The sequence below is a fragment of the Sporolactobacillus sp. CQH2019 genome (assembly GCF_028765345.1).
Classification (GTDB): Bacteria; Bacillota; Bacilli; order Bacillales; family Sporolactobacillaceae; genus Sporolactobacillus.
In genome coordinates this window covers 163,572-189,773 of sequence record NZ_JARAJZ010000005.1, presented here as the reverse complement: position 1 = coordinate 189,773, position 26,202 = coordinate 163,572, and the positions used below count along the sequence as shown (strand labels likewise).

Below are 26,202 nucleotides of genomic sequence, written 5' to 3'. Positions count from 1 at the left end.
ACCCTCATTCATACGTTTCACGCGGCCGGATTACAAAACCCGCTCCGCTTTTGCCTATTTTTTTCTTTTCCAGCAAAACGATGCTGTCAACTTTCAAACGTTTTAAAAAGGTGCGCTGCAGCTCCGAATCAACGACCCGGAAAGCTGCCTCCTCATTTTCTGCAACGGCTACAGCGACCGTTTCATTCTCGTTTGATGTGACGATAAAACGGAACAGCTCCATAATTCCACCTCATCCAACACTTTCAACGCGATGTTTCATGATATCATCCAGCACGTCCTGCAGCACATCGATTCCGACACGGCTCCTGAACGCAAAAAATGTCTCGCCTTTTTTCTTGTTCTCCTTAAAATACAATAAAAAAAATTTCAAAACTTCCGGTAAAATAAAGTCTGCAATTCTTCCTTTTAAGCGTTCATTAAAGTGGCCGCCGTCTGACAATGTTCCGCCGACGAAGATTTCGTAGGCATCGATCAATTGCTTGTCCCTGGTACGCAGTTTCAGTCCCTGAATGCCGATGTCGGCAATGTGGCGCTGCCCGCATGAATTGGTGCAGCCGACCATATTGATCCTCACAGGTACATCAATATCGACTTCTCGATCAAGGTAGGCGGCGATTTCTCTCATGCGGTCTTTTGTATTGGTGAGTGCGAGATTGCAAAATTCATTTCCCGTGCAGGCCATCGCATATCCCGTGAAATGAGACGGGCGGACCGGGTACTTTTTAAATAGGTCGTGCTCGAGCAGTTCCCCGATCCGATCCGTCGGAATATGCGGAATGATCAGATTCTGAGAATTGACCGTCCTCAGCTCGCCCGTTCCGTATCTTTTCGCGAGCCGTGCGAACGTCAGAAAATCGGAGGCATGAATCCGCCCGACGGGGACGCTGACCCCGACATAGCTCAAGCCGCGCTGTTTCTGCGGGTGAACTCCGTAGAAATAGCCGCCGTTCCAGCCGGACGTTTCATCGCGCCCTGCTGCCGGCAGCGGGCCGGTCAGCTCCAGCACCTTTTCCCGGAATTTTTCGATGCCCCAGTCCGCAACCAAGTATTTGAGCCGGGCTCTCGCACGGCTCTTCCGATAGCCGAAATCCCGGTACAGGGACGTCACGGCGGCGGCAACCGCTTTTGTCTGCTCCGGACGGATGAACAGGCCGAGCGGTTCCGCGAGATACGGTTTCGCCGCCAGACCGCCGCCCACCTTAACATGGAATCCCTTCACCCTTTCTCCATTGATGACCTTCGTCGCCGGGGTAAAAGCGAGGTCATTGATTTCGGCGTGGCCGGCATTACGAATATTGGCGTTGATTGAAATCTTGAATTTGCGCGGAAGGTTCGAAAAATCGGGATTATCCTGAAAGAAACGAAAGACTTCATCCACGATCGGACGCGTGTCGAACAATTCGTCCGGATCAATGCCGGCCAGCGGATTGCCCATGATATTTCTCGGTGCATCGCCTTCCGCTTCGCTCGTCGTCAGGCCCACCTGCTTCAGCCGCTCAAAAATTTCCGGCAGTTTCTCGAGCGGTATCCAGTGGTACTGGATCGCCTGCCGCGTTGTGATGTCGATGACATTCCGCGCATAAATTCTGCCGATGCCGGCCAGCGTCTCTGCCTGCTCGTTCGACATGATTCCGGACGGCACTTTCACCCGCATCATAAAAAGCCCTTTATCCTGCGGCTGCTGAACCGTCAATCCCGCATATTTAAAGTACATATACTGATCTTTCGGGATGGATTCAAATCCGCTTTCTGCATAGTTCGGAATGTCGGCAAAAATGGACAAGCCGTCTTTTGCCAGTTTATTAATTTCATTTTTATTAAGCCTTTCATTCTTTGCCCAGACTTTTTCATAAGCCATTTCCGCTCCATCCTCCCTTTTCTGAATCGTTGCGCTCGTTTTTTTATTTTAGAATAAAATCGTTCCCCTTTTTTCAAAAGCCGGGAAAAAGCCTGATAACGACGTCTTCGAAAGCGCCACTGAAATCCGCTGACCTGAACTTGAGTTTAAAGACCATTTTTTTGCCGGATTTCTGCGTTTAATCGGACCCGGTTTTCAATCACTCTGAATATTTTTTAATTTTGTAAAGTTCATTCTAGACTCATCTCAAAATATTGTCAATAATTCATATATGTATGATCGGATTTATGAGGGTGGCTTATCTTTTTCGGATTTCCGGATTAAGAAGAGCCGGCTCATGAATGCCGGCCATAGAAATCTTCTCATATGATTGGAAAAACAGTCGCAGTTCGATGTTGTTGGATACCCGTTCCGCTCTGAATCTATCGGGCTGTTTAGCAAGCAGTAAACCGGATATTAATTTTATCATTTTGTCTTGCTTAAAGCATACTAATATGGTAGGATTAACGCAACTTAATTGACTCTTATCAAGAGAGACGGAGGGAATTGGCCCGATGAAGTCCGGCAACCACTTTTTATAAAGTAAAGGTGCCAAGTCCAACAGGTTTTTCCTGAAAGATAAGGTTGACGGAGACATTCTTAATGTCGGTAGTCCCCATTCTTTAGGAATGGGGACTTTTTTGAGTAAAGGGGGTGATGCCGTGAGACAGAAAAAAATCTGCTGCACGATTTAAGCTGGTTCATTGTCTGATCGTCCGTTTCCGATAAGAGTCATTTACTTTTACTATCAAACCGGCACCGATTTCACAGTGAGAAGCAGCATGTTTTTATGAAGAGGAGGGATCACATTATGTCCGTTGATTTAACATCATCATCCGGTAATTCAGGATCGATACCAAAAACCGGCTGGCATGAGCTCATTCGAAAGGAAGATTGGTGGTCGGTCTGGATCGGCCTTTTTATCGTCTTACTGAGCATTTTATTCTGGCTATCCGGAAGTTCAATTAAGCTGCTGACCGCACAAATTCCTAAATGGAATCATTTTTCTTCTCTGGCAGGCGCGCTCTCGTCGCATGCGGGCTCAATCATTCTTTTATTCCTGACTTTTTTAATATTATTTTCATTAACAGCCTTCTTTCTGCACGAGAAAATCGGCCGGTTTGCCGCCGGCTTCACCCTGCTGTTCATCCTCAGCGTCCTGATCAATATTTTCAGTTCATGGAATTGGGCGCAGCAATACAATCTTGAAGCGCCGATCGTCGCACTTGTGCTCGGCCTGATCATCAGCAATTTGATCCCTGTGTCGGGATGGTTCTCGGCGGCGTTCAGAACCGAACTTTATGTCAAGGTCGGAATCGTCCTGCTTGGTGCGACGCTTCCCTTCACATTGATTTTCCAGGCAGGGCCTGTCGCCTTTATTCAGGCAACGATCATCGCTCTGGTCACTTTTTTCGTCATCTATTTTGTCGGGACAAAATGGCTCGGTCTGGATAAATATTTTGCCGCAACACTCGGCGTCGGGGGATCCGTGTGCGGCGTTTCCGCGGCCATCGCGGTCGGCGGAGCCATTAAGGCTAAAAAAGAACATGTGTCGATTTCCATCTCGCTTGTCGTGATCTGGGCCGTTGCGACTATTTTTCTGCTGACTCTGCTGGTTAAATGGCTGGGGATAGCTGCAGGGCCCGCAGGCGCCTGGATCGGCACATCGGAATTCGCCGATGCGGCCGGGATCACGGCTGCCAGTACATTCGGCGATCAGGCACTGACCTCGTTTACATTGATGAAAGTTATCGGTCGTGATATTTTTATCGGTATCTGGTGCTTCGTGCTTGCCTTCATTTCCGTCACTTACTGGGAACGAAAAAATTCCGGGACAAAAACCGACGCTTCGGAGATCTGGCGCCGTTTCCCGAAATTTGTGATCGGATTTTTTGCCGCTTCGGCCATTCTGACACTGATTATTGCGGGCGCCTCGCTTTCGGGGCGCAATGTGATCAATACGGATATCATCGCTCCGATTAAAGAATTCCGGACATGGGCCTTTACATTTACTTTCTTATCCATCGGCCTGACAACGCGCTTCAGAGAGCTGACCTCGTTCGGCTGGAAACCGTTTGCGGCCTTCAGTTCGGGCGCCGTTGTCAATATTGTGCTCGGCTACGTCCTCTCTGTTCTGATTCTCAATTCGTATTGGTCGGCGTTATAATCTGTTCGAACGCGGACATAGGTAGGCAATTTTTATCATGATCTTATTAATATTACGGCACAACCATTCGGGGAGATGTCTCCAATGAAGAAAAATCTGACATGCAAAGAAAGAGTCACCGTTATTTTCTATTATTTCCGGCGGCCGGAACCGAAAAATGTTGTCTCGCTGAATGGAAGGCGACATTTTTCCGGCGTAACCAGCGCCCGGCAAATAAGAGAACTGGCTGTCTTTCTGTCTCATCGCCTTGAAAAAATTGCCTGCATGACTGAACTTTTGCAGTCGGCGCATGATCAATGGCTCATTACCGCTAAAAAAGACAGAGTAATCATGGAGACGGAGTCATTTGAATCTCATCGGATTTCGGAATTATTGTCCGGACAGGGGTACAATGAGTCGGATTATGTTCTGAGGGTGGATTACGAAAGAAAATGGGGATTGCTGTGAAGTTTTCTTCTGCAGGCAGTCAATTGAAATAATTTTTTTACATGGAATCATAGTTAATTTTCAGCTCCCGGCCGAGCCGCCGGGAGCTGTTTTGCGAGCTGAAAACTTTACTTATCAGGCAATTTTTTGATTCACCTCATTCAAATTTCCGTTTTTAACTGCTCAGAGTTATTACTGGCTGCCGGGAAAAAACTGAGCTATACTTGAACTAATCTATCCGGACTGCACGGATGAAAGGGTTGCCGTTTTAAAGATCAGCGTTTTATAAAGGCTGTTAAACCAAGTTAACCGTGAGGAGAACTGATATTATGCCGATTAAAATACCTGAATTGCTTCCTGCCAGAGAAATTCTTGAAAAAGAAAATATTTTTGTCATGAATGAAGACCGGGCGGCACGTCAGGACATCCGTCCGCTAAACATATTGATTCTCAATCTGATGCCCGAGAAACAGAGAGAAGAGGCCCAGCTGCTTCGTCTGCTCGGCAATACACCGCTTCAAGTTAATATTTCTTTCATGCGGACGGCCACTCATGAATCGACGCACGCCAGTCATCTGCACATGGAACAATTTTATACGGTTTTCAGCAAAATCCGGAACAAAAAATACGACGGCTTGATTGTTACCGGAGCGCCGGTCGAGAAACTGCCCTTTGAAGCGGTTGATTATTGGCATGAGCTGGAGGAAATTATGGAATGGTCCAAGGCCTCCGTTACCTCAACTCTGTATATATGCTGGGGCGCCCAGGCGGCGCTTTATTACCATTTCGGTATCAATAAAGTACTTCTTCCGCATAAACTGTCCGGTGTATTCAGCCATACGCTGGCCGACCGGACGGAAAAACTGCTGCGCGGATTTGACGATGTTTATTTTGCGCCCCATTCCCGCTACACGGATATCGATCGCGCGGCACTTGCACGTCACCCGCAAGTTAAACTTCTTTCTTCTTCCGAAGAGGCCGGTCCCTTTATCATGCTGGCAAACGGCGGAAAACAGATTATGGTCACAGGCCATCTGGAGTATGACACAGGAACGCTGGCTTTGGAATATGAACGCGACACGAAGAAGAACATAAATCCGGATCTGCCTGAACATTACTTCCCCGGGGACGACCCTGCGCGACGGCCAGTGAACCGCTGGCGTTCACATGCCCATCTCCTCTTCTCAAACTGGCTGAATTATTATGTGTATCAGGAAACGCCCTATCGCTGGGAATGAAACCGGCGGGAATCTGCCCGGACATATTTCTTCGCAGACAGTTGTCCCAGCCGCCGGGAAAGTTCCTCTGAAAATATGATGGAGCAAGAAGCCGGGGCAAAGTCCGGATTGATCTCCACCGTTGAAATGAACAGAGCGCCCCCATCACCGGAAAACCCGGCCAGTGAGACGCCCTTTTTCATGTATACTTTCATTCGATATAGACTTTTTATTCAGGCCTTGCTGTTCAGCCATGCATGCCGGCTGTCGTTGATTGTTTCTCCGATGATCCTGACCACATGCTCCTCGACAACCGTTTTGGCCTGCTTGATCGCAGTGAACACCGCGTCGCTTTTGGCTGCGCCGTGTGCCTTGATAATCGGGGCGGCCAGGCCCATGAGCAGAGCACCTCCATAGGCGGAATAATCCATCCGCTTCTTAAGACCTTTCAGTTTTCCGTACATAAGCCCTGTCAGAATCTTTGAATAAAGCGAGCTTCCGAGTGTTTCTTTAAGAAGGGTCATGATCGACATGGCCGTTCCCTCAAGACTTTTCAGGACCAGGTTCCCGGAGAACCCGTCGGCAACGATCACATCGGCCGGCCCCTGAAGCAATTCGCGCGGTTCAACGTTGCCGATGAAGTTGATCGGCGCCTCACTCAGAAGCTGATAGGCTTTTTTTGTCAGTTCATTCCCTTTTCCCGGTTCTTCGCCGATATTCAGCAGACCGATACTCGGGTTAGAACGATGCAATACTTTTTCGGCATAGATTGAACCCATTGTGGCGTACTGAAGCATATTTTCAGGTTTTGTCTCTGCGTTTGCACCGACGTCGAGAAAGAGAAAGCCTTTATTTTCATGAATGGTAGGCAAAGTCGGAGCCAGTGCCGGACGATCAATGCCTTTAATTCGGCCGACACCGAAAAGGCCGGATGCCATCAGGGCACCTGTATTCCCCGCAGAGATAGCCGCTTCACAGCGTCCTTCCCGGACTTCCTGTACGGCAAGAACCATGGATGCCTGCTTCTTGCGGCGTACGGCCTGCACCGGCGCGTCCGTTCCTTCGATTTTTTCGGTCGTGTGCAGGATTTCTATCTGGCCTTGTTCACCGACAAGCGGTTCAAGCTTCTCTCTGTCACCAATGAGAACAAAATGCAAATCCGGGAATGCGTGCGCCGCTCTGATCACTCCTTCAACAATTGCTTCCGGTGCGTGATCTCCGCCCATTGCATCAATTGCTAATCTCATTTCTGTAGTCTCCTTTTCTAATGACGGACCAGCCGGTTGTGTCATCGAACCGTCCGGCCCCTTTTTACCGCGTGTCTTTCATACTCCTTGCAAGACATACCCGACAATTTGTGCAGGCAAAGACATGACCGCCTTGCCTCAATACTTTAACACTAAATACGTTGACTGTCCAAGGAAGGTTTCAGAACTTTTTCAGATTGATCGTGCTTTCGGTCTGCTTTGCTCGGCGATCATGAAATATCGGACGGGCCGGCAGCGTGAAAAGCCGAGGCGGCCGTTCCTGTTTTGGGCCCGTCTTTTGATAAACAGTCATATTCTTACTGTGCCGGTCAAATTTTATTTGGACAGCGAGAACGCCTGCTTTATTTTTTTTACAATCGAACCGGACGTATAGGTAAGCACCGATCCTCTATAAAAGCGCAGGCTGAAAAGAAACAGGCAGATAATCGAAAAAGCGAGGATCAGAAGCGAAAGAAACGCTTGCCAGAGCCCCATATCCGTCGCGCCGATTCGCATCGGCATCAACATCGAAGACGTAAACGGTATATAGGAAAAAATCTGAACCAGCAGTGTATCCGGATTGTTCATTCCGCTGATCGCGACGAAGAAGCCGATCATCAGGATAAAGGTTACGGGCATCACCGACTGGCCGACATCCTGTACTTTGCTTACAAGAGATCCAAGGACTGCGCCGACCAGCGTGTACAGGATGCAGGCCAGTATAAAGAAAAGAAGCGAGAGAACAAGATAATAGGGAGAAATGGCTGAAAAGATATGAGTCATCATGTCCCAATATTTTCCACTATTTGAATAATAGGCTAAAATCAAGGCTGCCCCAATCAGAACCACAGTCTGGGTAAAGGCAAGGGCCAGGACTGCGGCAACCCTGGACAAGAGATGGATGGCCGGAGAAGCACTCGAAATGATGATTTCCATAATCCGCGAATCTTTCTCTGCTGCGATTTCTGAAGAAATAATTGACAGATACGATACGGCAAACAAATAAACAAGCAGGGCGATGCCGTAAGAAATAAATGAAGCCGTCGTTTTTTCCGAGCTTGTTTTTCCGCTGCTCCGGCTGTCAATAAGCTGTTGATTCAGGGTGACCTTTGCGGAAAGGATGCGCTGCGCCTGAGCCGTCGTCAGATGCATTTGCTGAATAATCAGTAGTTGATTGGCAGTCTGCACGTATTGTTCGAGCGTCTGCTGATCGTTCAGTTTCAGCGTGCTTTCCGAGCGGATCTGGGCGGCAAGCCGATCGTCTCCGCTTAAATTCAGCAGAAGAACGCCGTCCGCTTTCTGCTGCATCACTTCCTGATCGGCCTGTTTTACGCTGCCGGAAAAATGATTAAATTTAATGGTGCTTCCGCTTTGAAAAAGCGCTCCCGCATTCGCTCCGGTCTGATCGACGACGGTGATCTTCATCGGTTGACTGCCCGGAGAGAACCAGCTGCTGACGGTCGGCCACATGAAAATGGCGGCAAGTGCCAGAAGCATAATGATTGTCGTAATCAGAAAGGATTTAGCTTTCAGCTTGCTGGAATAGGACTGAAAAAAAAGGACGGAAAATTTAGACACGGACGCTGCCTACCTTTCGCTTAAAGATCTCTTCCAGGGACAGATAATCAAGGCTGAACCGTTCGATGAATCCGTTCTTTGTCACAAGCCGGAAGATCTCTTTCGCATTTTCTTCGTCTGACAGCAGCAGCCGGAAACAGTCTTTTTCCCGGATTACTGAGACGACGCCCGGCATCCCGGACAGTAATTGTTCGGAAAATGGGCCGCGCAAAGTCAGGTTAATTTTTCCAAACTGCGCCTTCAAGTCGCGGATTGCTCCGGTAAAAAGCGATTCTCCGCGTTTCAGAAGGCAGAGATGATCACAAAGCTCTTCCACATGATCCATACGATGGCTGGAAAAAATGATCGTTGCGCCCCGCTCCTTCAAGTCGATAATCGCTTCTTTCAGCAGGCCGGCATTGACCGGATCGAGACCGCTGAACGGCTCGTCCAGGATCAGGAGGGACGGCTTATGAATCAGGCTGGCAATCAGCTGTACCTTCTGCTGATTGCCCTTTGATAATGTTTCGGTCAGTACATTCCGCTTGTCGGCAAGCCCGAAACGTTCCAGCCAGGCCTCGGTTTCTTTCTTAAGTTCTGCCTTCCCTTTCCCGCGCAGTCTTCCGAAAAAAATTAACTGCTCTTCAACGGGCATTTTCGGATACATGCCGCGCTCTTCAGGAAGATAACCAATCATGTCTCTGTTCAGCGCATGGACCGGTTCTCCGTTCCACTTGATTTTTCCGCTTGTCGGGGCCAGCAGGTTCAGAATCATCCTGAAGGTCGTTGTTTTTCCGGCCCCATTCTGACCGATCAGCCCGAAAATTTCGCCGCTGTCCGCTACAAAACTGAGATCTTTTACTGCAGTGAAGTTCTGAAATTTCTTGGTCAGGCAATCCGCCTCAAGTGTCATCCTCTTCCCCCTTTTTTGATAATCTTATGTTTTTTGCTAAAGCAGGCGATTCCGGCTGTTAAAGTTTTCAATTGATCACTATTTAAATTTTAACACGAGTCTTTTCATGATTAAGTGAACGTTTGGTAAATAGACGATTTAAACGTAAAAAAAACCGGAGTGAAGAGCCGATCTCTCTTCACTCCGGCCTGCTTCCGTCCGGAAAAAATTATTTTGGGTATACCGGTGTGCAGGATTCCGCATACTTCGGATTCCGGCCCGTTGTAAGCCCGAAGAAAAGATCCTTGATCTGTTTACAAACTTCGCCTTCGTGCCCGGTTCCGATCGTTCTGTGATCGACTTCGACGATCGGAGTCACTTCCATCGCAGTGCCGCTGAAGAATACTTCGTCGGCGACATAGAGTTCGGATCTTGATATACTCCGCTCGACAACATCCAGGCCCAGATCTTCCCCGGCCAGCTTCATGACCAGTTCGCGGGTGATACCTTCAAGGATGTTATCTGACGGCGGCGGCGTGATCAGCTTGCCCTTCTTAAAGATAAAGATATTTTCACCGGATCCTTCACAGACCTTGTCGCCGTCCGTCAGGAAAACAGCTTCGTCAAATCCGGCACGCTTCGTTTCGAGTGCGGCGAGTGCGGAGTTCATATAAGCGGCAGTTGCTTTCGTGCGCGGCGGCAGCTGATTGTTCGACAGGCGTCTCCAGGAAGTGACGCCGACGCTCAGTTCGGGCCTGCCGGCATATTTATTGAGCGGCTGCGTGTAAATAACAACCTTGACGTCACTGCTGTCCAGCGTCGGCCCGATGTCCTGAGCATCATTGTAGACAATCGGCCGGATATAGGTCGTCTGGCGGCAGTTGTTCTTCTTCAGCAGTTCCACTGTTCCGCGACAGAGATCATCGACTGTCAAATCGAAGTTCAGATTAACGGTCTTTGCCGATTGTTTGAGCCTTTCATAATGTTCTTTAAGCTTAAAACCGTAAAGCTGTTCTTTCTCTTCGTCCCAATAGGCCCGGATGCCTTCGAAAACGCCGAGGCCGTAATTGAACGCCTTGCTGCGGACGCTGATTTTCACATCGTCCTCTTTACTCAACTGACCCTGAAAATAAACATAGTTTTCTGACATGCAAACTCCTCCTCGTTTTCTGTTTATTGCAAAGAAGCCGGGCCGGCCTGAAAAAGAAAATGCCTTCGAGATAGTCACAGCCAATCCATCGTTTTGCGGTTATCATCCGTTTTTATGTAATTGACGAACCCGGCAACATCTGCTTCTTTTTTTTGTAATTTCTATAATAGCACAAAATTACAGTTAATTTACATGAATTCATAAATTATAGAATGTTTTGATCGGCATACCGCGGCCGAGCCTCGTCAGAAGTCTTTTACGGGACCCTCTCTGCCGCCGTTTACTCGATCAGGCCGCCGGCTTTCATCGTCCCTCTGATACTCTGTACCGTGGCTTTCAGTTTAGCCAGTTCGTCTTCATCCAGCGGGACGGCCAGCCGTTTTTCGACGCCTTGACGTCCGACGACGCATGGCAGGCTCAGTGCCACGTCTTTCAATCCGTATTCTCCGTTCAAAGTTGTCGACACCGGAAAAATGCGGTGTTCATCAAGCATAACGGCCTTCGCAAGCGTGCATGCCGCCATGGCTACGCCTGAATTGGTCCACCCTTTCAGATGAAGAATGTCGAAACCGGTTTCAACAACCTTCTGCGCAATCTGCTCTTTCTCAAGCGGTGTATCGGGTGCAAAATAATCGTCCAGCCGGCCGGTGCCGATTCCTTCGATATTCAGCAGGCTCCAGGCGGGGAAAGCCGTGCTTCCGTGCTCGCCGAGCATATAGCCGTGAACGCTTTTCGGATCGACACCGTATTTATTGGCGATAATTTTTCTGAAACGTGCGGAATCCAGGCAGGTCCCGGTGCCGAAAATACGGTTTTTCGGATAGTCAAAAAAGTTCTGTGCCAGGTAAACCATTGAATCCAGCGGATTCGTGATAAAAATAATGATTGCATCTTTGGTATGGGCGCTGATCCCTGTCATAACTTCGCGAATGACGGCAACGTTTTTTCCGATCAGCGTGCCGCGGTCCTGATAGTTTGCATCCTTCTGCACGCTCGGCCCGGCCGCGACAATAATCACATCGGCATCTGTGCACGTGTCATAGTCCGCTGCATACAATTCCGTATTCGGACAGTACGTGAATGGCGTAATATGGCTTCCGTCCAGCGCCTCCCCCTTCGCTTTTTCTTTGTCCTGATCAATAACGGCAATCTCAGCGAAGAGATTAAGCGCCAGCGCATCGGTGAGAACTTGTGAACCGACATGTCCGACACCGACAATGACTAATTTGTTATTCTTCATCCTTTTTCGCCTCTAATCTTTATTTTATTTTATAATAACACAAAAAATGGCATTTTTTCACACTAGTTCAGCAATTTGTTATTATCAAATATCCGGGACGGGCCCTTCTTAAGATCCTGCTCCCGCCGTTTTTCTTGTTTCCAATTTGTGATAAAATGATGAAATGATAGAACAGTTGAGTGAATCAAAGTTTGCATGGAAAGGATTTAACAACGATGCCAATTGATTATCGAACGGATTCCGGCACCCTTCCGACAGAAGAAATGAGACAGGCCATGTACAATGCCCGGCTGGGGGACGACTATTACGGAGAAGATCCGAGTGTCAATCTGCTTGAAAAGGCAGCTGCGGAAATGCTGGGGAAAGAAGCGGCCATTCTGACTACGACAGCGACGCTGGGCAATCAGCTGGCCCTTCTGAGCCAGAGTCGCGAAGGGTCCGATATTTGGGTTGAAAAAATGTCGCATATTGCGACGCATGACTACACTGCGTTTCTGCTGCCGGACAGACGATTCCATACTTATGAAGCCCATAACGGCCGTTCGGTCAGGGATGACGATCTGGCTGCGGCAAAGAAGGGGACGCAGCCTTTATTTTGTATTGAAAATACGCACAATCGGCATGGCGGTACTATTCTGCCCCTTTCCGAAATGAAAAGGATCCATGATCAGATTGGACAGGCTGCGGGCTGCGTCCATCTTGACGGTTCACGGCTGTTCAATGCCTCCGTCGCAACCGGTGTTCCCATAAATGATTTTGCTGCCTGCGCCGATACGGTCGTCCTCTGTCTCTGCAAGGGACTCAGTGCTCCTGCAGGAGCAGTCCTGGCGGGTTCGCGTGAGACGATACGCCGGGCACGGAGATGGCGGGCTAAAATGGGGGCTGCCATGCCGCAGGCCGGGATCATTGCCGCACCTGCCTATGTCGCCCTGAAAAAAATGATTCCGCGGCTCGCCCAGGACCATCTGCTGGCAAAACAACTGGCTGCAGGGCTTGCCGAACTTCCGGGTTTGTTTGTCGATCTTTCCCTGGTTGAAACGAATATTGTTCTCGTCCATCCGGCGCACTCCTTAAAAACGGCCGGACAAATCCGTGATGAGCTCGGGCAGGCCGGGATTCTTGTCCTGCTGCTTGACGGCGAAACCATTCGTTTTGTGATCGACAGGAATATCGCTCCGCAGGATCTGCCGATCACGCTGGAAGTCATGCAGTCGATCTTGAAGTCCAACTAACCCTTTGTCACCCCGAACAGCAGAAGGGCCGTTTTGTTGCGTTCGGCTCCGTTTTGCGCAGGGAGCCGGTCAGCGATCTTTCCTTCCTGACAGGAAGCTGTAAGGCGGGAGCGCCGTGCCGCTTGCCAGCAAACTACCGACGAGCGGCTTTATTTTGCCCTCGCCGGTCTGATCGTCGAGCGCCTCCAGGTCGATCGTCTGCCGGGTCGGAGTTGCGTTGAAAATCATCACGGTGTAGGCCTCTTCCGAGCGGAAACGAATGAAGCCGAACAGCCCTCTGATTGAAAAAGGGAAATAGTCGCCCGCTCGAAGATTCTCGTCACTCCTGCGGCACTGTATCGCTGAACGGAAGATATCCTGAATGTTTACGTTTTCTCTTCCCCATGGAAAAAAGCGCCGGTTTTCCGGATCCTTTCTCCCATAAAGGCCTGCTTCGTCTCCATAGTAAACACAGGGGACCCCGGGAAGGGTCATGAGCAGCTGGACCGCCAGCCGCAATTTGTTTTCATCGCCGCCCAGCACGGTGAGAATGCGTTCCGTATCATGGGTTCCGATATTGTTCATGTTGGCGTGAAAAGCCTCAGGCGGGTAATTCGACTTCAACGTCAGGCTGGCCCGGACCGCCTGCCCAGCCGTTGTCGATTGATTGAGGAGGCCGATAATGAGCAGACGGAACGGATAGTTCATGACTCCCTGCAGCATGCCTCCTTCCAGATAATGGCGCCTTTTTCCGTAAGCGATCTTATTCGAAGCATCTTCCCATACTTCGCCGATCAGAACTTTGCGCTCCGTTTTATTGGAGTGGCTGTCAAGCGCTTTGCGGATTCCGGCAATGAAATCGTCCGGCAGCTCATCGGCAACATCCAGCCGCCAGCCGCCGATGCCCGTTTGGGTCCAGCGATGAATGACACTCTGGTCGGATTGATAGATAAAGTTGCGGTACGACGTATTATTTTTATCCACGGCCGGCAGGTCTTTAATATTCCACCAGCAGTCATAGTCATCCGGGAAGTGGTAAAAAGTGAACCAGTCGAAGTAAGGCGAGCCGGTGTCATTATAGGCTCCCCCTTCTTCGTAGGTTTTGAAACGATTGAAGTAGATGCTGTCGGCACCGACGTGATTGAAAACGCCGTCGAGAATAATATGCATGCCCAGGCCTTGTGCCTTTGCAATCAATTTCTGAAATGCTTCTTTGCTTCCGAACATCGGATCGATTTTCCCGTAGTCGGCCGTATCATATTTATGGTTGCTTCTCGCTTCAAAGATCGGGCTCAGATAAAGCACAGTGACCCCAAGCGCATGCAGATACGGGAGTTTATCCGTAATCCCTTTCAGATTCCCGCCGAAAAAATCCCACCGTGTAATGTTTCCTTCTTTGTCACGGATATAGTAAGGATCATCCTCCTCCGTTGCGTAAAGAAATGAATTCTTTTTGGGAGAGTAGACGGCATGATGACGGTTGCCGTTGTTGAAGCGGTCGACAAAAATCTGATAAACAACCCCGTGCAGATACCAGCAGGGGGCCGGATCCGGATGGTCGTAGCAAGTGATCTGGTATTGCTCGACTGCGGCCGGATCATAAACGATCCGGCCCCGGCCGCCGAAATTATCGCCGGCCTTGCCGTAAAAAACCGTTTTTCTGCCGGAGCGGCCGTCATCACCGTCAATTTTAAAATGGTAGAAATAAAGGCCGCTTTTCTTTTCCGTCACAAATTTCAATTTATAAAGGCGGGCATCCTCGCCGCTTGGAAACATTTCAAGTTCCTGAAAAGAGTCGCCGTCCTTCTGAATGACCAGATCGACACGCCATATTTTTGCCAGATCGACGGCTATCGAAAAATAGACGCTTTTCCCAGCCTGAACGGCGCCAAAGGGTCGTCGGTACTTCTCAGACCAGGAATTGAAATAAATTGACGGCAGACTCATATCCACGTTCCTTCTTCCTCATCAGAAAGTGACTCAATTTCTCCCGGCAGGTCTTTTTTCTGCAGAGAGGCCCCTCTTCATCCGGAAAGCGGTGATCTGTCAGACCCGCCTTGCCTTCGCCGTGACATCCCAAATATCGTTTGCATATTGCAGCACCGTATAATCCGATGAAAAGACGCCGGCATCCGCGATATTAATCAGGGCCATTCTCTGCCATCTGAGCGGATCGCGGTAGAGACGGTCTATTTTCTCCTGTGCCAGAACATACGCGTCAAAATCTTTCAGAACGAAATATTCATCCCCATAGCGGACAAGAGAATCAAAGATGTCTTTTCCTTCTGCATCAATGCCGGGAATGGTTCCGTCAATCAGTGCATCGAGCACGCGATGAAGGACAGGATTGTGATCATAATAGCTCTTTGAATGATAAGAGCCATTATGATAATATTCGTAAACTTCCTCTTCCTTCAGCCCGAAAATAATGATGTTATCCTCCCCTACGCGGTCGCGGATCTCCACATTGGCTCCGTCCAGAGTCGCCAGCGTGACGGCACCGTTCAGCATCAGTTTCATGTTGCTCGTTCCCGATGCTTCTTTGGAGGCCAGGGAAATCTGCTCGCTGACGTCCGCCGCCGGAATGATCCGCTCGGCAAGGGAAACCCCGTAGTTTTCTACGAAAACAATTTTCAGTTTATCCCGGACGTCGGGATCCTTGTTAATCAGAGAAGCGACGGAGTTGATTAATTTAATGATCTCTTTGGCATAGGTATAGCTCGGCGCCGCCTTCGCACCGAAGATGAACACCCGCGGATAAAAGTCTGCCGCCGGATTATCTTTCAGCTTAACGTAGAGGCTCAATATATGAAGCAGATTAAGCAGCTGTCTTTTATAAGCATGGAGCCGCTTGATCTGTACATCGAAAATGGCTTTCGGATTGACGGTCAGGCCCATGTTCTGCTCTACATAGGCCGCGAACCGTTCTTTATTGATTTGTTTGATGCTCGCCAGATCACGCAGCGTCGCCTCGTCATTGCGGAAAGCCTTGAGCATTTTCAGTTCGGTCGGCATCGTTTCCCAATCGCTGCCGATCTTGCTGTCGATCATCCGGCGCAGCGGCTCATTGGCAAGCATCAGCCAGCGGCGTTGTGTGATGCCGTTCGTTTTATTATTGAAACGCGACGGATACATCAGGAAAAAATCATGCAGCACCTTTTCTTTAAGAATGGCTGTATGCAGTTTGGCAACGCCGTTGATACTATGGCTCCCGATAATGGCAAGATGAGCCATTTTCACGTGTCCGCCTTCAATGATCCGCGTCCGCTCAATGATTTCTTTCTCATACAGCGCACTCATTTTCATGACATAACGGCGGTCGATTTCACAGATGATCTGATAAATTCTCGGGAGCAGCGTGCTGATCATGTCGATCGGCCATTTTTCCAGAGCCTCCGACATGATTGTATGATTGGTATAACTCATGACATTGACGGTCACATTCCACGCGTGTTCCCAGTCCATATGCTCTTCGTCCAGCAGAATCCGCATCAGTTCGGGAACGCACAGTGCCGGATGTGTGTCGTTGATATGAATGGAGACCTTCTCTGCCAGGCGGTTCATGTGCACATTCATTTTCCGGAAATAGCGGACAATACTCTGTACGCCGGCGGATACGAAAAAATACTCCTGTTTCAGACGAAGCAGACGTCCTTCAAAGTTGGAATCATCCGGATAAAGGACTTCCGATATGCTTTCGATCCGGTTTCTCTGCTGGATGTAAGACCAGTAATCGCCGCTTTCGTCCTGGGGAGGCATCTCGGCCGACCAAAGCCTTAATGTATTGACCGTTTCATTTTTATAACCGATGACAGGAGAATCGTATGGCACCGCCAGCACTTTACTTTCATTTTCATAGTGAGGGATAAGGTAGCCTTCCGGGCATTTTTCGAGCCAGACACGGCCGTAAAAATTGACCGTTACCGCCATATTCGTTCGGCGGATTTCCCATACATTCCCATTCTGAAGCCAATTTTCCGGCAGCTCGACTTGATAGCCGTTGACGAATTTTTGCTTGAAGAGACCGTACTTAAAACGGATGCCGTTGCCGTGGCCCGGTATTTCACAGGTCGCCATCGAATCAATAAAGCAGGCGGCGAGCCGGCCCAGACCGCCGTTGCCGAGTCCCGGATCCGATTCGAGTCCGGCGATCGTTTCCAGATCGATTCCCAGTTCTTTCAAGCCTGAACGCACCGTATCCAGAATGCCGAGATTCAGTAAATTGCTCTTCAGCATCCGGCCGAGCAGAAACTCCATCGAAAAATAATAGACCTGTTTTTGTTTTCGATTCAGATAATGCTGATTGGTCCGGCTCCAGTTTTTCGCCGAATAGGAGCGAACCAGATTTCCTAATGTGAAATATTGTTCGGCCGGATCCGAATGCGGAATATCCATCGAATAAAGTTCTGTAAGCATCCGCTTGAAATCTTCTTTGAATCTTCTTTTTGACAGTTCCATTCGTCTACCATCCTTAATTCTCAATTCCTTCCGATCAGGTAAAGTTTGTTGTGGGGAAACGGTGAATCGCCGGTACCGGCTCAGTCAGCCAGTTTCATAGAATCCAGTATGTCCGGAACTGTGAGGGATTATAAGCATTATTCACGGACAGGAATTAAACTTCCAGTTCGTTCCCGTGAAAATGGGAAACGCCCTTTAAAACCTGCTCACCTTCTTCAGAAATACGGCTGATCACCGAATTTTTCTCGATGACGATCGGCTTATCCTTCGTTCCGATCAGTTTCGTGTTCGGTTCGATTCTCACTTGCTTATCCAGAACCACATAGCGCAGTTCCGCATTGCTTCCGATGTAACTGCCTTGAAGGATGATCGAACTGTCCACCACCGCTTTTTGTTCGATCGTCACGTTTCGAAAAATAACAGAATGGGCTACTTCCCCCTTCATCATGCATCCGTTGGCGACGAGCGAATCGCTGACATGCGAGGTACGGGCATAAAAAGTCGGTGCCTCATTCTTCACTTTTGTATGAATATTTTGGTTTCCCTTCAGAAGAGCCGTCATATTTGCTTCCTGAAGCATGTCGATATTGGCATCGTAATAGGACTTTACGGAATTGATGCTTTTTAAATATCCCGTATATTCAAATCCGTTCGTCGGCAGTTTGATAATGGCCCGATGCAGGACGTCGTTTAAATTGCAGTGCTCATTCTCGGCGACGGCATTCCGGATCAGTCTGATTAATAGTGTGCTTTTCATCAGATAGATTTCCATATTGACCAGCGCCTTGTTTTCTTTCATTTGAAGAGAACAGGATTTCAGCCCCCTGACCAGCCCGTCATCCCCGATCGTCATGCAGGAAATCTGCTGATCGTCTTTGGACAGATGATCGACAGATTTATAGACGACCGTGATATCCGCTCCCTGCTCAATATGGCTTCGCAGAACGGCTTTCACATCGACATTGCAAAGCATCCTCGTGCCCATCACGACTGTATAGTCCGCTTCCGATTTCTCGATGAACTCGATGTTTTTAAAATAGTTGTAGATATCCCCTTCCGTCCCCAAACCGGTTCCGCGATCTTCGGAAGGCGCGGAGAAGAAGAAAAGGCCGCCGTGGACACTGTCAAGTCCCCACTCCCTTCCGCTGCGCACGTGATCATAGACGGAGCGCAGGCTGTTGTCCTTGAGAAATACGCCGACCGTTTCGACGCCCGCCGTCGACAGATTCGTCAGCGGAAAATCGATCAGACGGTATCTGCAGGCAAAGGGGAGCGCTGCTACGGGACGAAAAAGCGTCAGAGGATTGGTCGCCAGTCTGGATTCGGTTAAATTAAGAATACCGCAAATTTTATTTATCCTCATCATCATTCAGCCCCCCAACTACTTCGTTATAACCGACCACTTCAATCTCCCGGTCGCCGATAATCTGAGCATTATCCGCAAATACGGCCCGTTCGCCAACAATCGCCCGTTCAATCGTGACATTTTTGCCGATGACCGTGTTTGCCATCACAATGGAGTCTCTGACTACACTGTTCGCTCCGATTTTCACATTTTGCGAAATGACCGAATGGTCGACATCGCCGGCAATGTAGCATCCGTCAACGATCAGTGATTCTCTGACCGTCGCGTTGCCGGTGAGATAATGAGGGGGGGCAACCGGATTTTTCGAATAGATGCGCCATGATTTATCGCGGATCTGCAGCTCATGATCGGGATCGATGAAAGCCATGTTTGCTTCCCACAGGCTCTCAATCGTACCGACGTCTTTCCAGTAGCCGCCAAAAGCATAGGCGAAAACATTCTCTCCGTTTGCCAGAAAAGAAGGGATCACATTTTTTCCGAAGTCATCCATGTTTTGTCCGGTCGCGTGGCTTTCCGTCAGATAACGGCGGAGCACTTCCCAGGTAAAAATATAAATGCCCATCGAGGCCAGATTGCTTTTCGGTTCTGCCGGCTTTTCTTCAAAATCAATAATTCTGTCGGTATTATCCGTATTCATGATGCCGAAACGTGATGCCTCTTCATAAGGAACATGGATCACGGCGACAGTCGCCGTTGCCTTTTTCTTTTTATGGAAATCAAGCATATGTTCATAATCCATCTTGTATATATGATCGCCTGACAGAATCAGCAGATAAGTCGGATTATTGCTGTCAATGTAACTGATATTCTGATAAATTGCATGAGCGGTTCCCTCGAACCACTTTTCACCGTCAAGGCTCGAATGGGGCTGCAGAATGGTAACCCCGCCGTCCTTGTGGTCCAGGCCCCAATGTGAGCCATTGCCGATATGGCTGTTTAATTCGAGAGGCTGATACTGTGTTACCACGCCGACTGTGCGGATACCGGAATTTGAGCAATTGCTCAGGGAAAAATCAATGATCCGGTATTTTCCGCCGAACGGAACCGCCGGTTTTGCGATCGTCCGCGTCAGTTTGCCCAGCCGCGAACCCTGTCCTCCGGCCAAAATCATCGCGATTATCTCGTTTTTCATCATGCTTTGGAAAAAGAATGGAGGACCATCCCTTTCCATCCACCTCCTTTGCTTGTAGAAATTGCCTGATGGCCTGCAGCCGGCCGTGATGCCTGTCAATTTGTGAATCTCCAAGAAAGAAAAAGAAAGATAATGTGTTCTCATTGATGGATGTAAAGCGGAACAGCCTTTTAAAGGGTCACCGACAGTGAAAATCGTCGTTGAAGGAGCTGCGACTGAGAAAAATGTCTTATTATGGCATTTGAGAAACCGTTTTCAGCCGATTGTCACTCCCCCGCTTTTATTTCGAAAAAACCGCCGCAGGTCTGAATCCGGCGGTTCGGAACAGCCCCCCATAATCAATCGCTCATTTTGGGAAACATCGTTTTTATGAGCGATAATGCCACCCGTTTCGCCAGAAAAAGCGATCGGGATTTTATAAATTTGAGAATTGTTTTCCTTTCATGTTTATTATATAACAAATTATCTGTTTTTCGGCTGTTTTCGTGGCCATTTTTCTGAAAATTAACAGATTAGAAATGAGCATTCTCATGATCTCAACTGAATCCTGAAAGCCGGTTAAATCAAGGAATGATACAGATCGCGATAAGCCGCTGCAGATGTTTCCCATCCGAAATTAAGCCGAAGCGCGCGGTCGGCCAGCTGCACCCATTTGTCGGGCTGTTCACGGTAAAAGTGTAAGGCCCTCTGGACTGTAAAAAGCATGTCGTGGGCATTATAATTCGTAAAACTGAATCCGTACCCTTCGCCGTTAAATTCGTTGTACGGAATGACTGTATCTTTCAGGCCGCCCGTTTCTCTGACGACCGGGAGGCTTCCATATCTGAGTGCGAGCAACTGGCTGATCCCGCACGGTTCAAACTTTGAAGGCATCAGAAAGAGATCGCTGGCGGCGTATATTTTTCTGGCAAGCCCGTCGTCAAAATAGATATTGGCCGAAACCTGTTCCGGAAAGCGGGCGGCTAATTCCCGGAACGCAGATTCATAGTGCTGCTCTCCCGTCCCGAGAAGGACGAACTGAATATTAAGGCCGATCAGTTCGTAGAAGACACGCAGAACAAGATCGATCCCTTTTTGTTCAGCGAGTCGCGTAATCATCGCAATCATCGGGACTTCTTCATTGCTGCGCAGGCCGAGCCGCTCCTGCAGGCAGCGTTTGTTTTTCCTTTTGCCGCCGGCCGTATGATATTGAAAGTAAAGCTGACGATCCGTCCCGGGATCATACAGTTTTCGATCAATGCCGTTGACGATGCCGCGGAGATCATGGCTTCTCCGTCTGAGAAATCCGTCCAGATGCTCACCGTAAAAAGGCAGCTGAATTTCTTCCGCATAGGTCCTGCTCACCGTTGTCAGGACATCCGCATACGCCAGCCCGGCTTTCATATAACTGACTTTGCCGTAGAATTCAAGACTGTCGGAATTAAAATAGCGGTCATCAAGATCAAGAAGATCGGAAAGAACGGATTTTGGGAAAATACCTTGATATTTTAAGTTATGAATGGTAAATACAGTGCGGATCTTCTGATAAAACGATCGGTCGCCGTAATGACTTTTCAGGAGGACGCCGATCAGTCCGGTCTGCCAGTCGTGACAGTGTATGATATCGGGCCGCTCAGCCAGAAAAGGAAGAACTTCGAGTACGGCTCTTGAGAAGAAGGCAAAGCGTTCGCCGTCGTCAAAGTAGCCGTAGCATCCATGCCTTTTAAAATAGTATTCATTATCGAGAAAATAATAACGGATTCCGTCTTCTTCAAAACTTTCAATGCCGCAGTACTGTTTTCTCCAGCCGACCGGGACAGTCATATGGCGGATACGGGTCAGCCTGTTTCGAAATTCAGCGGCGATATCTTCGTATTTTGGCAGAATAACGCTGACGTGAACACCTTCTGCTTTCAGTGCTTTCGGCAGAGCACCGACCACGTCTCCAAGTCCCCCGGTCTTGACAAAAGGAGCACATTCCGAGGCAGCGAACAGCACATTCATTTCTTTCTCCCCTTCCCCATTCCTTAACGGCTCTTTATCTTTCCAGGATCATTTCAAGCGGCGGACGGCCGCACTCCGTTTTTTCGTTTCTTTCATAAAAATGGTTATTCCTAAAGGCGGGACTGTGATTTCCGCACTGAATTTCTGATTATGATAAGGCTTCGGAACCGACTGAACCGCTTTTCCATTCAGCTGCCCGGATCCGCCGTACGGCTTCGCATCGCTGTTCAGCATTTCTAGATAGCTGCCTGCTGCGGGCATGCCGATTCGGAAACGGTGATAGACGACCGGTGTGAAATTGCAGACAATCACGCAATAATCCCCCTTTCTCTTTCCTTTCCTGATAAAACTGATAATACTTTGTTCCGCATCATCCGGATCGATCCATTCAAATCCTTCGCGCTCATGATCAAGACGCCAGAGGCAGGACGTGTTCAGATAGAAACGGTTAAGCTCGGAAGCATAGCGAAGAAATGCGCGGTGCGTGTCAAAACCAAGCAAATTCCAGTCCAGCTGTTCCAAGTCTTTCCACTCATCGAATTGTGCGAATTCCGAGCCCATGAAAAGGAGCTTCTTGCCCGGATGCGTTATAAAATAGCCGTAGAGCACTCGCAGATTGGCAAACCTCTGCCATTCGTCTCCGGGCATTTTATTCAGCAATGACCGTTTCCCGTATACGAGTTCGTCATGAGAAAAAGGCAGAACAAAGTTTTCAGAAAACGCATAGAGCATCGAAAAAGTGATCAGCCGGTGATGGCTGTGCCGCTCGGCAGGATCAAACTTCATATAGTTCAGGATGTCGTGTACCCACCCCATATTCCATTTATAATTAAACCCGAGGCCGCCGTCTTCCACAGGTGAAGATACGAGCGGAAAATCGGTGGCCTCTTCGGCGATCATCAGCGCCTTGGGAAACTTGTCGAAAACGGCCGTATTCAGCTTTTTCAAAAAGGCGATCGCCTCCAGATTTTCATCGCCGCCGTTCTTATTTTTCAACTCAAAAGGCAGATCGTGGTTGTGATTCAAATAAATCATTGACGAAACCGCATCAATCCGGAAACCTTCGACATGATAAACATCCATCCAGAAACGGGCGTTGGAAATCAGGAAACTGACGACTTCGTTTTTGCTGAAATCAAAATTGTATGTTCCCCATTGCGGCCGATCGGCCAGTTTCGGATCGGCGGGTTCATAGAGAGGTGTTCCATCGAAATGGCCGAGCCCGTGCGTGTCCCTGCAGAAGTGAGCCGGCGTCCAGTCAAGGATGACGCCGATGCCGTGCTCATGGCACGTATCGACAAAATACATAAAATCTTCCGGGCTGCCGAAGCGGCTGGTCGGCGCAAAATAGCCGGTGATCTGGTAGCCCCATGAACGATCGTAAGGATGCTCCATAATCGGCATTAATTCAATATGATTGAACCCGTTTTTTTTGATATACGGAATCAGTTCATCCGCCAGTTCGCGATATGTCGGGAGCCGGCCGCCCTGTTTCTTTTTCCAGGAGCCAAGATGGCATTCATAAATGATCATCGGACGATGGTAGCTGTCCTCTTTGTCCCGTTTTTTAATCCATTTGCCGTCCTGCCATTCATGCCGGTCCAGCCTGCAGGTCAGTGAAGCCGTCGACGGCCTTGTTTCTGCATAAAAGGCATAAGGATCGGCTTTTAATAGAGTCGAGCCGGCCGCTGTCCGAATCGCGTATTTATAGCGCTCCCCCTCAGTGATATCTGCGATAAAGGCTGTCCAGACGCCGGACCGGCCGACGCGGTCCAGCGGGTTTTTCCCCTCCTCCCAATTATTGAAGTCCCCGACGACAGACACATTCCCGGCATTAGGCGCCCAGACAGTGAAACGGAAACCTTTGCGATCTTCCAAAGTTTCAAAATGCGCACCGAACGTTTTGTATCCTTCATACAATGTGCCTTCGTGAAACAGATACAGATCAAGATCACTCGGATACTGCTGCGGAACATTTTCGATGGTTAGCATGGTTTCACGTCCTTTACACTTGTTAATTATTTAATTCTACGAAATCGACGCAATTCCTTCAGAATAATCAGTCAAAATATGTAAAATTTTAAATAATTTTTGGAGAAAAGTGTCTCCCGCTCCTTTCCGATCCTTTTTCATAAAATGCTGCGGGACCGTCTGATACATCGTCTTGCTCAAAGCGCTTCTCATTTTATTTTAAATCCTGTTCAAAACTTACTCAATAAAAAAAAGATTTCCAATTTCTATTCTAATAGGAAATCTTTTTTTTGACTTTTTTCTATCTGAAGGCGTCCCGGTTTTCTTTATCCGCCAATCAATTGCCCGACCTGATTTGCGAAGGCTCCGAAATTTGTTTTTCAATATTGCCAAGCACACTGTGCCGGTAGCCGTAGCTGAAATAAATGACCATCCCGATGGCAAACCAGATGAGAAATCCGATCCAGGTAATTTTAGACAGATTGATCATTAAATAACCGCAGGTAAGAACGGCAAGTGCCGGAATAACCGGAACAAACGGTACCCTGAAATTCCGTTTGATATCCGGACGGGTATGCCGCAAAACGATGACGCCGAGCGAGACAACGATAAAAGCGAACAAAGTTCCGATATTGGTCAGCTCTGCCAGCTGGTTGAGCGGAATAACGGCTGAAAACACGGTTGCCATCAGCCAGGTCAGGATAATGCTGCGCGTCGGCGTTTTCGCCTTATCCGTCAGTTTTGAGATTCCTTTCGGCAGCAGTCCGTCGCGGCTGATGGCAAAGAACAGGCGGGTCTGTCCATACATCATGACAAAGAGTACGGTTGTTATGCCCAAAATCGCCCCCAGGGAAACAAAACCCGCTGCCCAGTTCTGGTGGACAAAACGAAGAGCGAAGGCCACCGGATCGCCGACGTTCAGTTTTGTATAAGGAATCATACCGGTCAGAACGGCCGAGACGGCTATGTAAAGCACCATACAGACGGCCAGAGAAGAAAGAATGCCGATCGGCATATCGCGCTGCGGGTTTCTGACTTCTTCCGAGGCGGACGACACGGCGTCAAAACCGATATAGGCTAGAAAAGCGGTTGCCGCGCCCTGCACCACCCCGTTGAATCCGAACGGCATAAACGGGGACCAGTTCGACGGCCTGACATAAAAAACACCGACAACGATGAACAGCAGCACGACGGCGATTTTGATGATGACCATGATGTCGTTAATACGGCTGGATTCCTTGACGCCTGTCAGTAATACGGCGGAAAGCAGGAAGACAATGGCGACCGCCATTAGGTCGACGTAGGATCCCTTGGCAGGATTATAGGCACCGCTGAACAAAGCCGGAAGCTGAAGATCAAATCCTCTGAGCAGTTCCTGAAAATAGGCCGACCAGCCGCTGGCAACGACTGAGCAGGCGAGACCGTACTCCAGGATCAGATCCCAGCCGAGAATCCAGGCAATTAACTCTCCAAACGTTGTGTAGCTGTACGTATAAGCGCTTCCCGATGCCGGGATCATCGAGGCAAATTCCGAATAGCAAAGCGCAGCAAAAGCACAGGCAAGTCCTGAAAAAATAAAAGATAAAATAATAGCCGGGCCGGCGCTGTTTGCTGCAACAACGCCCGTGAGAACGAAAATGCCCGTCCCGATCACGGCTCCGATGCCGAGCATGGTTAAATCAAACGCTCCCAACGCTTTTTGGAGGCCTTTTTTGCCGTTTGCCTGCTGCAACATGTAATCCATAGACTTTTTTCTGAACAGTTCCATTTTAAAATCTCCTTCTGAATAAAAAAACAATTAACCCATCCAAATGCGAGGAAGTCATCTATCACTGTTTGCTTTTTAAAGCAACAGTGAATTTTCTGATTTTAATTGCCGCACCCCATTTCGTTTTGATTGATTCGCTTCCCTGTGTTGTATTTGTCATTCTACATAAAACGACTTTTTTTGTAAAGAGAATATTAATTTTAAAACGCCTTTCGAATAGATTAAATAGATCAAGAGCGCCGGAACGCGGCAATTTCTTTCATTTTTTTGATTCCGAATATTTTTTTAAAACAGGGCCGAAAAACAATCGCAGATTTTTCAGATAATATATTGCCCGGCAGGCGGCAGCGTCGATCTGAACGGCGCTGCCGCCAAAGACAAGTATTTCTATCCGCGCTGTTCCCCCGTTTTTTATTGCCGCTTTCCAGTTCAAAAAATCGGACATATTATCGTCGCATTGCAGTGCTCTGCCGTTATAGATAATTTACCCGGAAAAAATCGTACCTGTCCCCCCGCG

18 protein-coding genes and 1 riboswitch are annotated in these 26,202 nt (G+C 48.7%); of the genes, 4 read left to right on the top strand and 14 right to left on the bottom strand.

What is annotated here, in order from left to right; all coding sequences use genetic code 11:
• Positions 1–4: 4 nt before the first annotated feature.
• Together OYT88_RS09045 and OYT88_RS09040 are read right to left on the bottom strand one after the other, a co-directional pair.
• Positions 5–223, bottom strand: coding sequence for a DUF3906 family protein (locus OYT88_RS09045; RefSeq protein WP_274399440.1), 219 nt, complete (start codon positions 221–223; stop codon positions 5–7).
• A gap of 9 nt (positions 224–232) precedes the next feature.
• On the bottom strand, positions 233–1,861 hold the full coding sequence (locus OYT88_RS09040; protein ID WP_274399438.1) for a nitrite/sulfite reductase: 1,629 nt from the start codon (positions 1,859–1,861) through the stop codon (positions 233–235).
• A 521-nt stretch (positions 1,862–2,382) separates the two neighbouring features.
• A riboswitch (SAM riboswitch) is annotated at positions 2,383–2,486 on the top strand.
• 225 nt (positions 2,487–2,711) lie between these two features.
• On the opposite strand from OYT88_RS09040, the gene OYT88_RS09035 reads away from it, so the two are divergent.
• The 3 genes from OYT88_RS09035 to metA all read left to right on the top strand — a co-directional run bounded on the left by OYT88_RS09035 (position 2,712) and on the right by metA (position 5,731).
• Entirely contained in the window at positions 2,712–4,067 is a 1,356-nt protein-coding gene (locus OYT88_RS09035) for a YeiH family protein (RefSeq protein ID WP_274399437.1), read from the top strand.
• An 84-nt stretch (positions 4,068–4,151) separates the two neighbouring features.
• Entirely contained in the window at positions 4,152–4,514 is a 363-nt protein-coding gene (locus tag OYT88_RS09030; protein WP_274399436.1) for a hypothetical protein, read from the top strand.
• Between the two features lie 308 nt (positions 4,515–4,822).
• On the top strand, positions 4,823–5,731 hold the full coding sequence (gene metA / locus OYT88_RS09025) for a homoserine O-acetyltransferase MetA (protein ID WP_274399434.1): 909 nt from the start codon (positions 4,823–4,825) through the stop codon (positions 5,729–5,731).
• A 212-nt stretch (positions 5,732–5,943) separates the two neighbouring features.
• Here the strand turns inward: metA and plsX are convergent, their stop codons facing one another.
• The 5 genes from plsX to OYT88_RS09000 all read right to left on the bottom strand — a co-directional run bounded on the left by plsX (position 5,944) and on the right by OYT88_RS09000 (position 11,796).
• Positions 5,944–6,957 carry a phosphate acyltransferase PlsX gene (plsX, locus tag OYT88_RS09020; protein WP_274399433.1) on the bottom strand — a complete coding sequence of 338 codons (1,014 nt, stop codon included), beginning with the start codon at positions 6,955–6,957 and terminating at the stop codon, positions 5,944–5,946.
• A 336-nt stretch (positions 6,958–7,293) separates the two neighbouring features.
• Positions 7,294–8,535, bottom strand: a complete 1,242-nt coding sequence (locus OYT88_RS09015; RefSeq protein WP_274399432.1) for an ABC transporter permease — start codon at positions 8,533–8,535, stop codon at positions 7,294–7,296.
• On the bottom strand, positions 8,528–9,427 hold the full coding sequence (locus OYT88_RS09010) for an ABC transporter ATP-binding protein (RefSeq protein WP_274399431.1): 900 nt from the start codon (positions 9,425–9,427) through the stop codon (positions 8,528–8,530). The genes OYT88_RS09015 and OYT88_RS09010 overlap by 8 nt, the downstream gene beginning before the upstream one ends.
• A 208-nt stretch (positions 9,428–9,635) precedes the next feature.
• A complete protein-coding gene (locus OYT88_RS09005) occupies positions 9,636–10,556 on the bottom strand; it encodes a branched-chain amino acid transaminase (protein ID WP_274399429.1) in 921 nt (306 codons plus the stop codon).
• Positions 10,557–10,836: 280 nt separating this feature from the next.
• A complete protein-coding gene (locus OYT88_RS09000; protein WP_274399427.1) occupies positions 10,837–11,796 on the bottom strand; it encodes an L-lactate dehydrogenase in 960 nt (319 codons plus the stop codon).
• Between the two features lie 215 nt (positions 11,797–12,011).
• Here OYT88_RS09000 and OYT88_RS08995 point away from each other — a divergent pair, with 215 nt between their 5' ends.
• On the top strand, positions 12,012–13,028 hold the full coding sequence (locus tag OYT88_RS08995; RefSeq protein ID WP_274399425.1) for a GntG family PLP-dependent aldolase: 1,017 nt from the start codon (positions 12,012–12,014) through the stop codon (positions 13,026–13,028).
• 69 nt (positions 13,029–13,097) lie between these two features.
• On the opposite strand, the gene OYT88_RS08990 is transcribed toward OYT88_RS08995, so the two are convergent.
• The 7 genes from OYT88_RS08990 to bcaP form a co-directional block, all read right to left on the bottom strand.
• Positions 13,098–14,954 (bottom strand): glycoside hydrolase family 13 protein, encoded by a 1,857-nt coding sequence (locus OYT88_RS08990; protein WP_274399423.1) that lies wholly within the window; start codon positions 14,952–14,954, stop codon positions 13,098–13,100.
• Between the two features lie 99 nt (positions 14,955–15,053).
• The gene (locus tag OYT88_RS08985) at positions 15,054–17,465 is read right to left on the bottom strand and encodes a glycogen/starch/alpha-glucan phosphorylase (RefSeq protein WP_274399422.1); all 2,412 of its coding nucleotides are present in this window, start codon (positions 17,463–17,465) and stop codon (positions 15,054–15,056) included.
• Between the two features lie 154 nt (positions 17,466–17,619).
• Complete coding sequence (gene glgD / locus OYT88_RS08980; protein WP_274399420.1) at positions 17,620–18,831, bottom strand: glucose-1-phosphate adenylyltransferase subunit GlgD; 1,212 nt, start codon at positions 18,829–18,831, stop codon at positions 17,620–17,622.
• Positions 18,815–19,963: a glucose-1-phosphate adenylyltransferase gene (locus OYT88_RS08975; protein WP_338000546.1), complete on the bottom strand. Its 1,149-nt coding sequence runs from the start codon at positions 19,961–19,963 to the stop codon at positions 18,815–18,817. The genes glgD and OYT88_RS08975 overlap by 17 nt, the downstream gene beginning before the upstream one ends.
• Positions 19,964–20,521: 558 nt before the next feature.
• Positions 20,522–21,946 (bottom strand): glycogen synthase GlgA, encoded by a 1,425-nt coding sequence (gene glgA / locus OYT88_RS08970; RefSeq protein WP_274399417.1) that lies wholly within the window; start codon positions 21,944–21,946, stop codon positions 20,522–20,524.
• Positions 21,947–21,994: 48 nt separating this feature from the next.
• Positions 21,995–23,938 carry a 1,4-alpha-glucan branching protein GlgB gene (glgB, locus tag OYT88_RS08965; protein ID WP_274399416.1) on the bottom strand — a complete coding sequence of 648 codons (1,944 nt, stop codon included), beginning with the start codon at positions 23,936–23,938 and terminating at the stop codon, positions 21,995–21,997.
• Between the two features lie 316 nt (positions 23,939–24,254).
• Positions 24,255–25,685 carry a branched-chain amino acid transporter BcaP gene (gene bcaP / locus OYT88_RS08960; RefSeq protein WP_274399415.1) on the bottom strand — a complete coding sequence of 477 codons (1,431 nt, stop codon included), beginning with the start codon at positions 25,683–25,685 and terminating at the stop codon, positions 24,255–24,257.
• Positions 25,686–26,202: the final 517 nt, after the last annotated feature.

Excerpts from the sequence above, each read along its gene's own strand:
- OYT88_RS09045 (WP_274399440.1), bottom strand. The coding sequence starts at position 223 with ATGGAGCTGTTCCGTTTTATCGTCACATCAAACGAGAATGAAACGGTC.
- OYT88_RS09035 (WP_274399437.1), top strand. The coding sequence starts at position 2,712 with ATGTCCGTTGATTTAACATCATCATCCGGTAATTCAGGATCGATACCA.
- OYT88_RS09000 (WP_274399427.1), bottom strand. The coding sequence starts at position 11,796 with ATGAAGAATAACAAATTAGTCATTGTCGGTGTCGGACATGTCGGTTCA.
- OYT88_RS09010 (WP_274399431.1), bottom strand. The coding sequence starts at position 9,427 with ATGACACTTGAGGCGGATTGCCTGACCAAGAAATTTCAGAACTTCACT.
- OYT88_RS09040 (WP_274399438.1), bottom strand. The coding sequence starts at position 1,861 with ATGGCTTATGAAAAAGTCTGGGCAAAGAATGAAAGGCTTAATAAAAAT.
- plsX (WP_274399433.1), bottom strand. The coding sequence starts at position 6,957 with ATGAGATTAGCAATTGATGCAATGGGCGGAGATCACGCACCGGAAGCA.
- glgA (WP_274399417.1), bottom strand. The coding sequence starts at position 21,946 with ATGAATGTGCTGTTCGCTGCCTCGGAATGTGCTCCTTTTGTCAAGACC.
- OYT88_RS08985 (WP_274399422.1), bottom strand. The coding sequence starts at position 17,465 with ATGGAACTGTCAAAAAGAAGATTCAAAGAAGATTTCAAGCGGATGCTT.
- OYT88_RS09005 (WP_274399429.1), bottom strand. The coding sequence starts at position 10,556 with ATGTCAGAAAACTATGTTTATTTTCAGGGTCAGTTGAGTAAAGAGGAC.
- glgD (WP_274399420.1), bottom strand. The coding sequence starts at position 18,831 with ATGATGAGGATAAATAAAATTTGCGGTATTCTTAATTTAACCGAATCC.
- OYT88_RS09030 (WP_274399436.1), top strand. The coding sequence starts at position 4,152 with ATGAAGAAAAATCTGACATGCAAAGAAAGAGTCACCGTTATTTTCTAT.
- OYT88_RS08995 (WP_274399425.1), top strand. The coding sequence starts at position 12,012 with ATGCCAATTGATTATCGAACGGATTCCGGCACCCTTCCGACAGAAGAA.
- OYT88_RS08975 (WP_338000546.1), bottom strand. The coding sequence starts at position 19,963 with ATGAAAAACGAGATAATCGCGATGATTTTGGCCGGAGGACAGGGTTCG.
- OYT88_RS08990 (WP_274399423.1), bottom strand. The coding sequence starts at position 14,954 with ATGAGTCTGCCGTCAATTTATTTCAATTCCTGGTCTGAGAAGTACCGA.
- bcaP (WP_274399415.1), bottom strand. The coding sequence starts at position 25,685 with ATGGAACTGTTCAGAAAAAAGTCTATGGATTACATGTTGCAGCAGGCA.
- metA (WP_274399434.1), top strand. The coding sequence starts at position 4,823 with ATGCCGATTAAAATACCTGAATTGCTTCCTGCCAGAGAAATTCTTGAA.
- glgB (WP_274399416.1), bottom strand. The coding sequence starts at position 23,938 with ATGCTAACCATCGAAAATGTTCCGCAGCAGTATCCGAGTGATCTTGAT.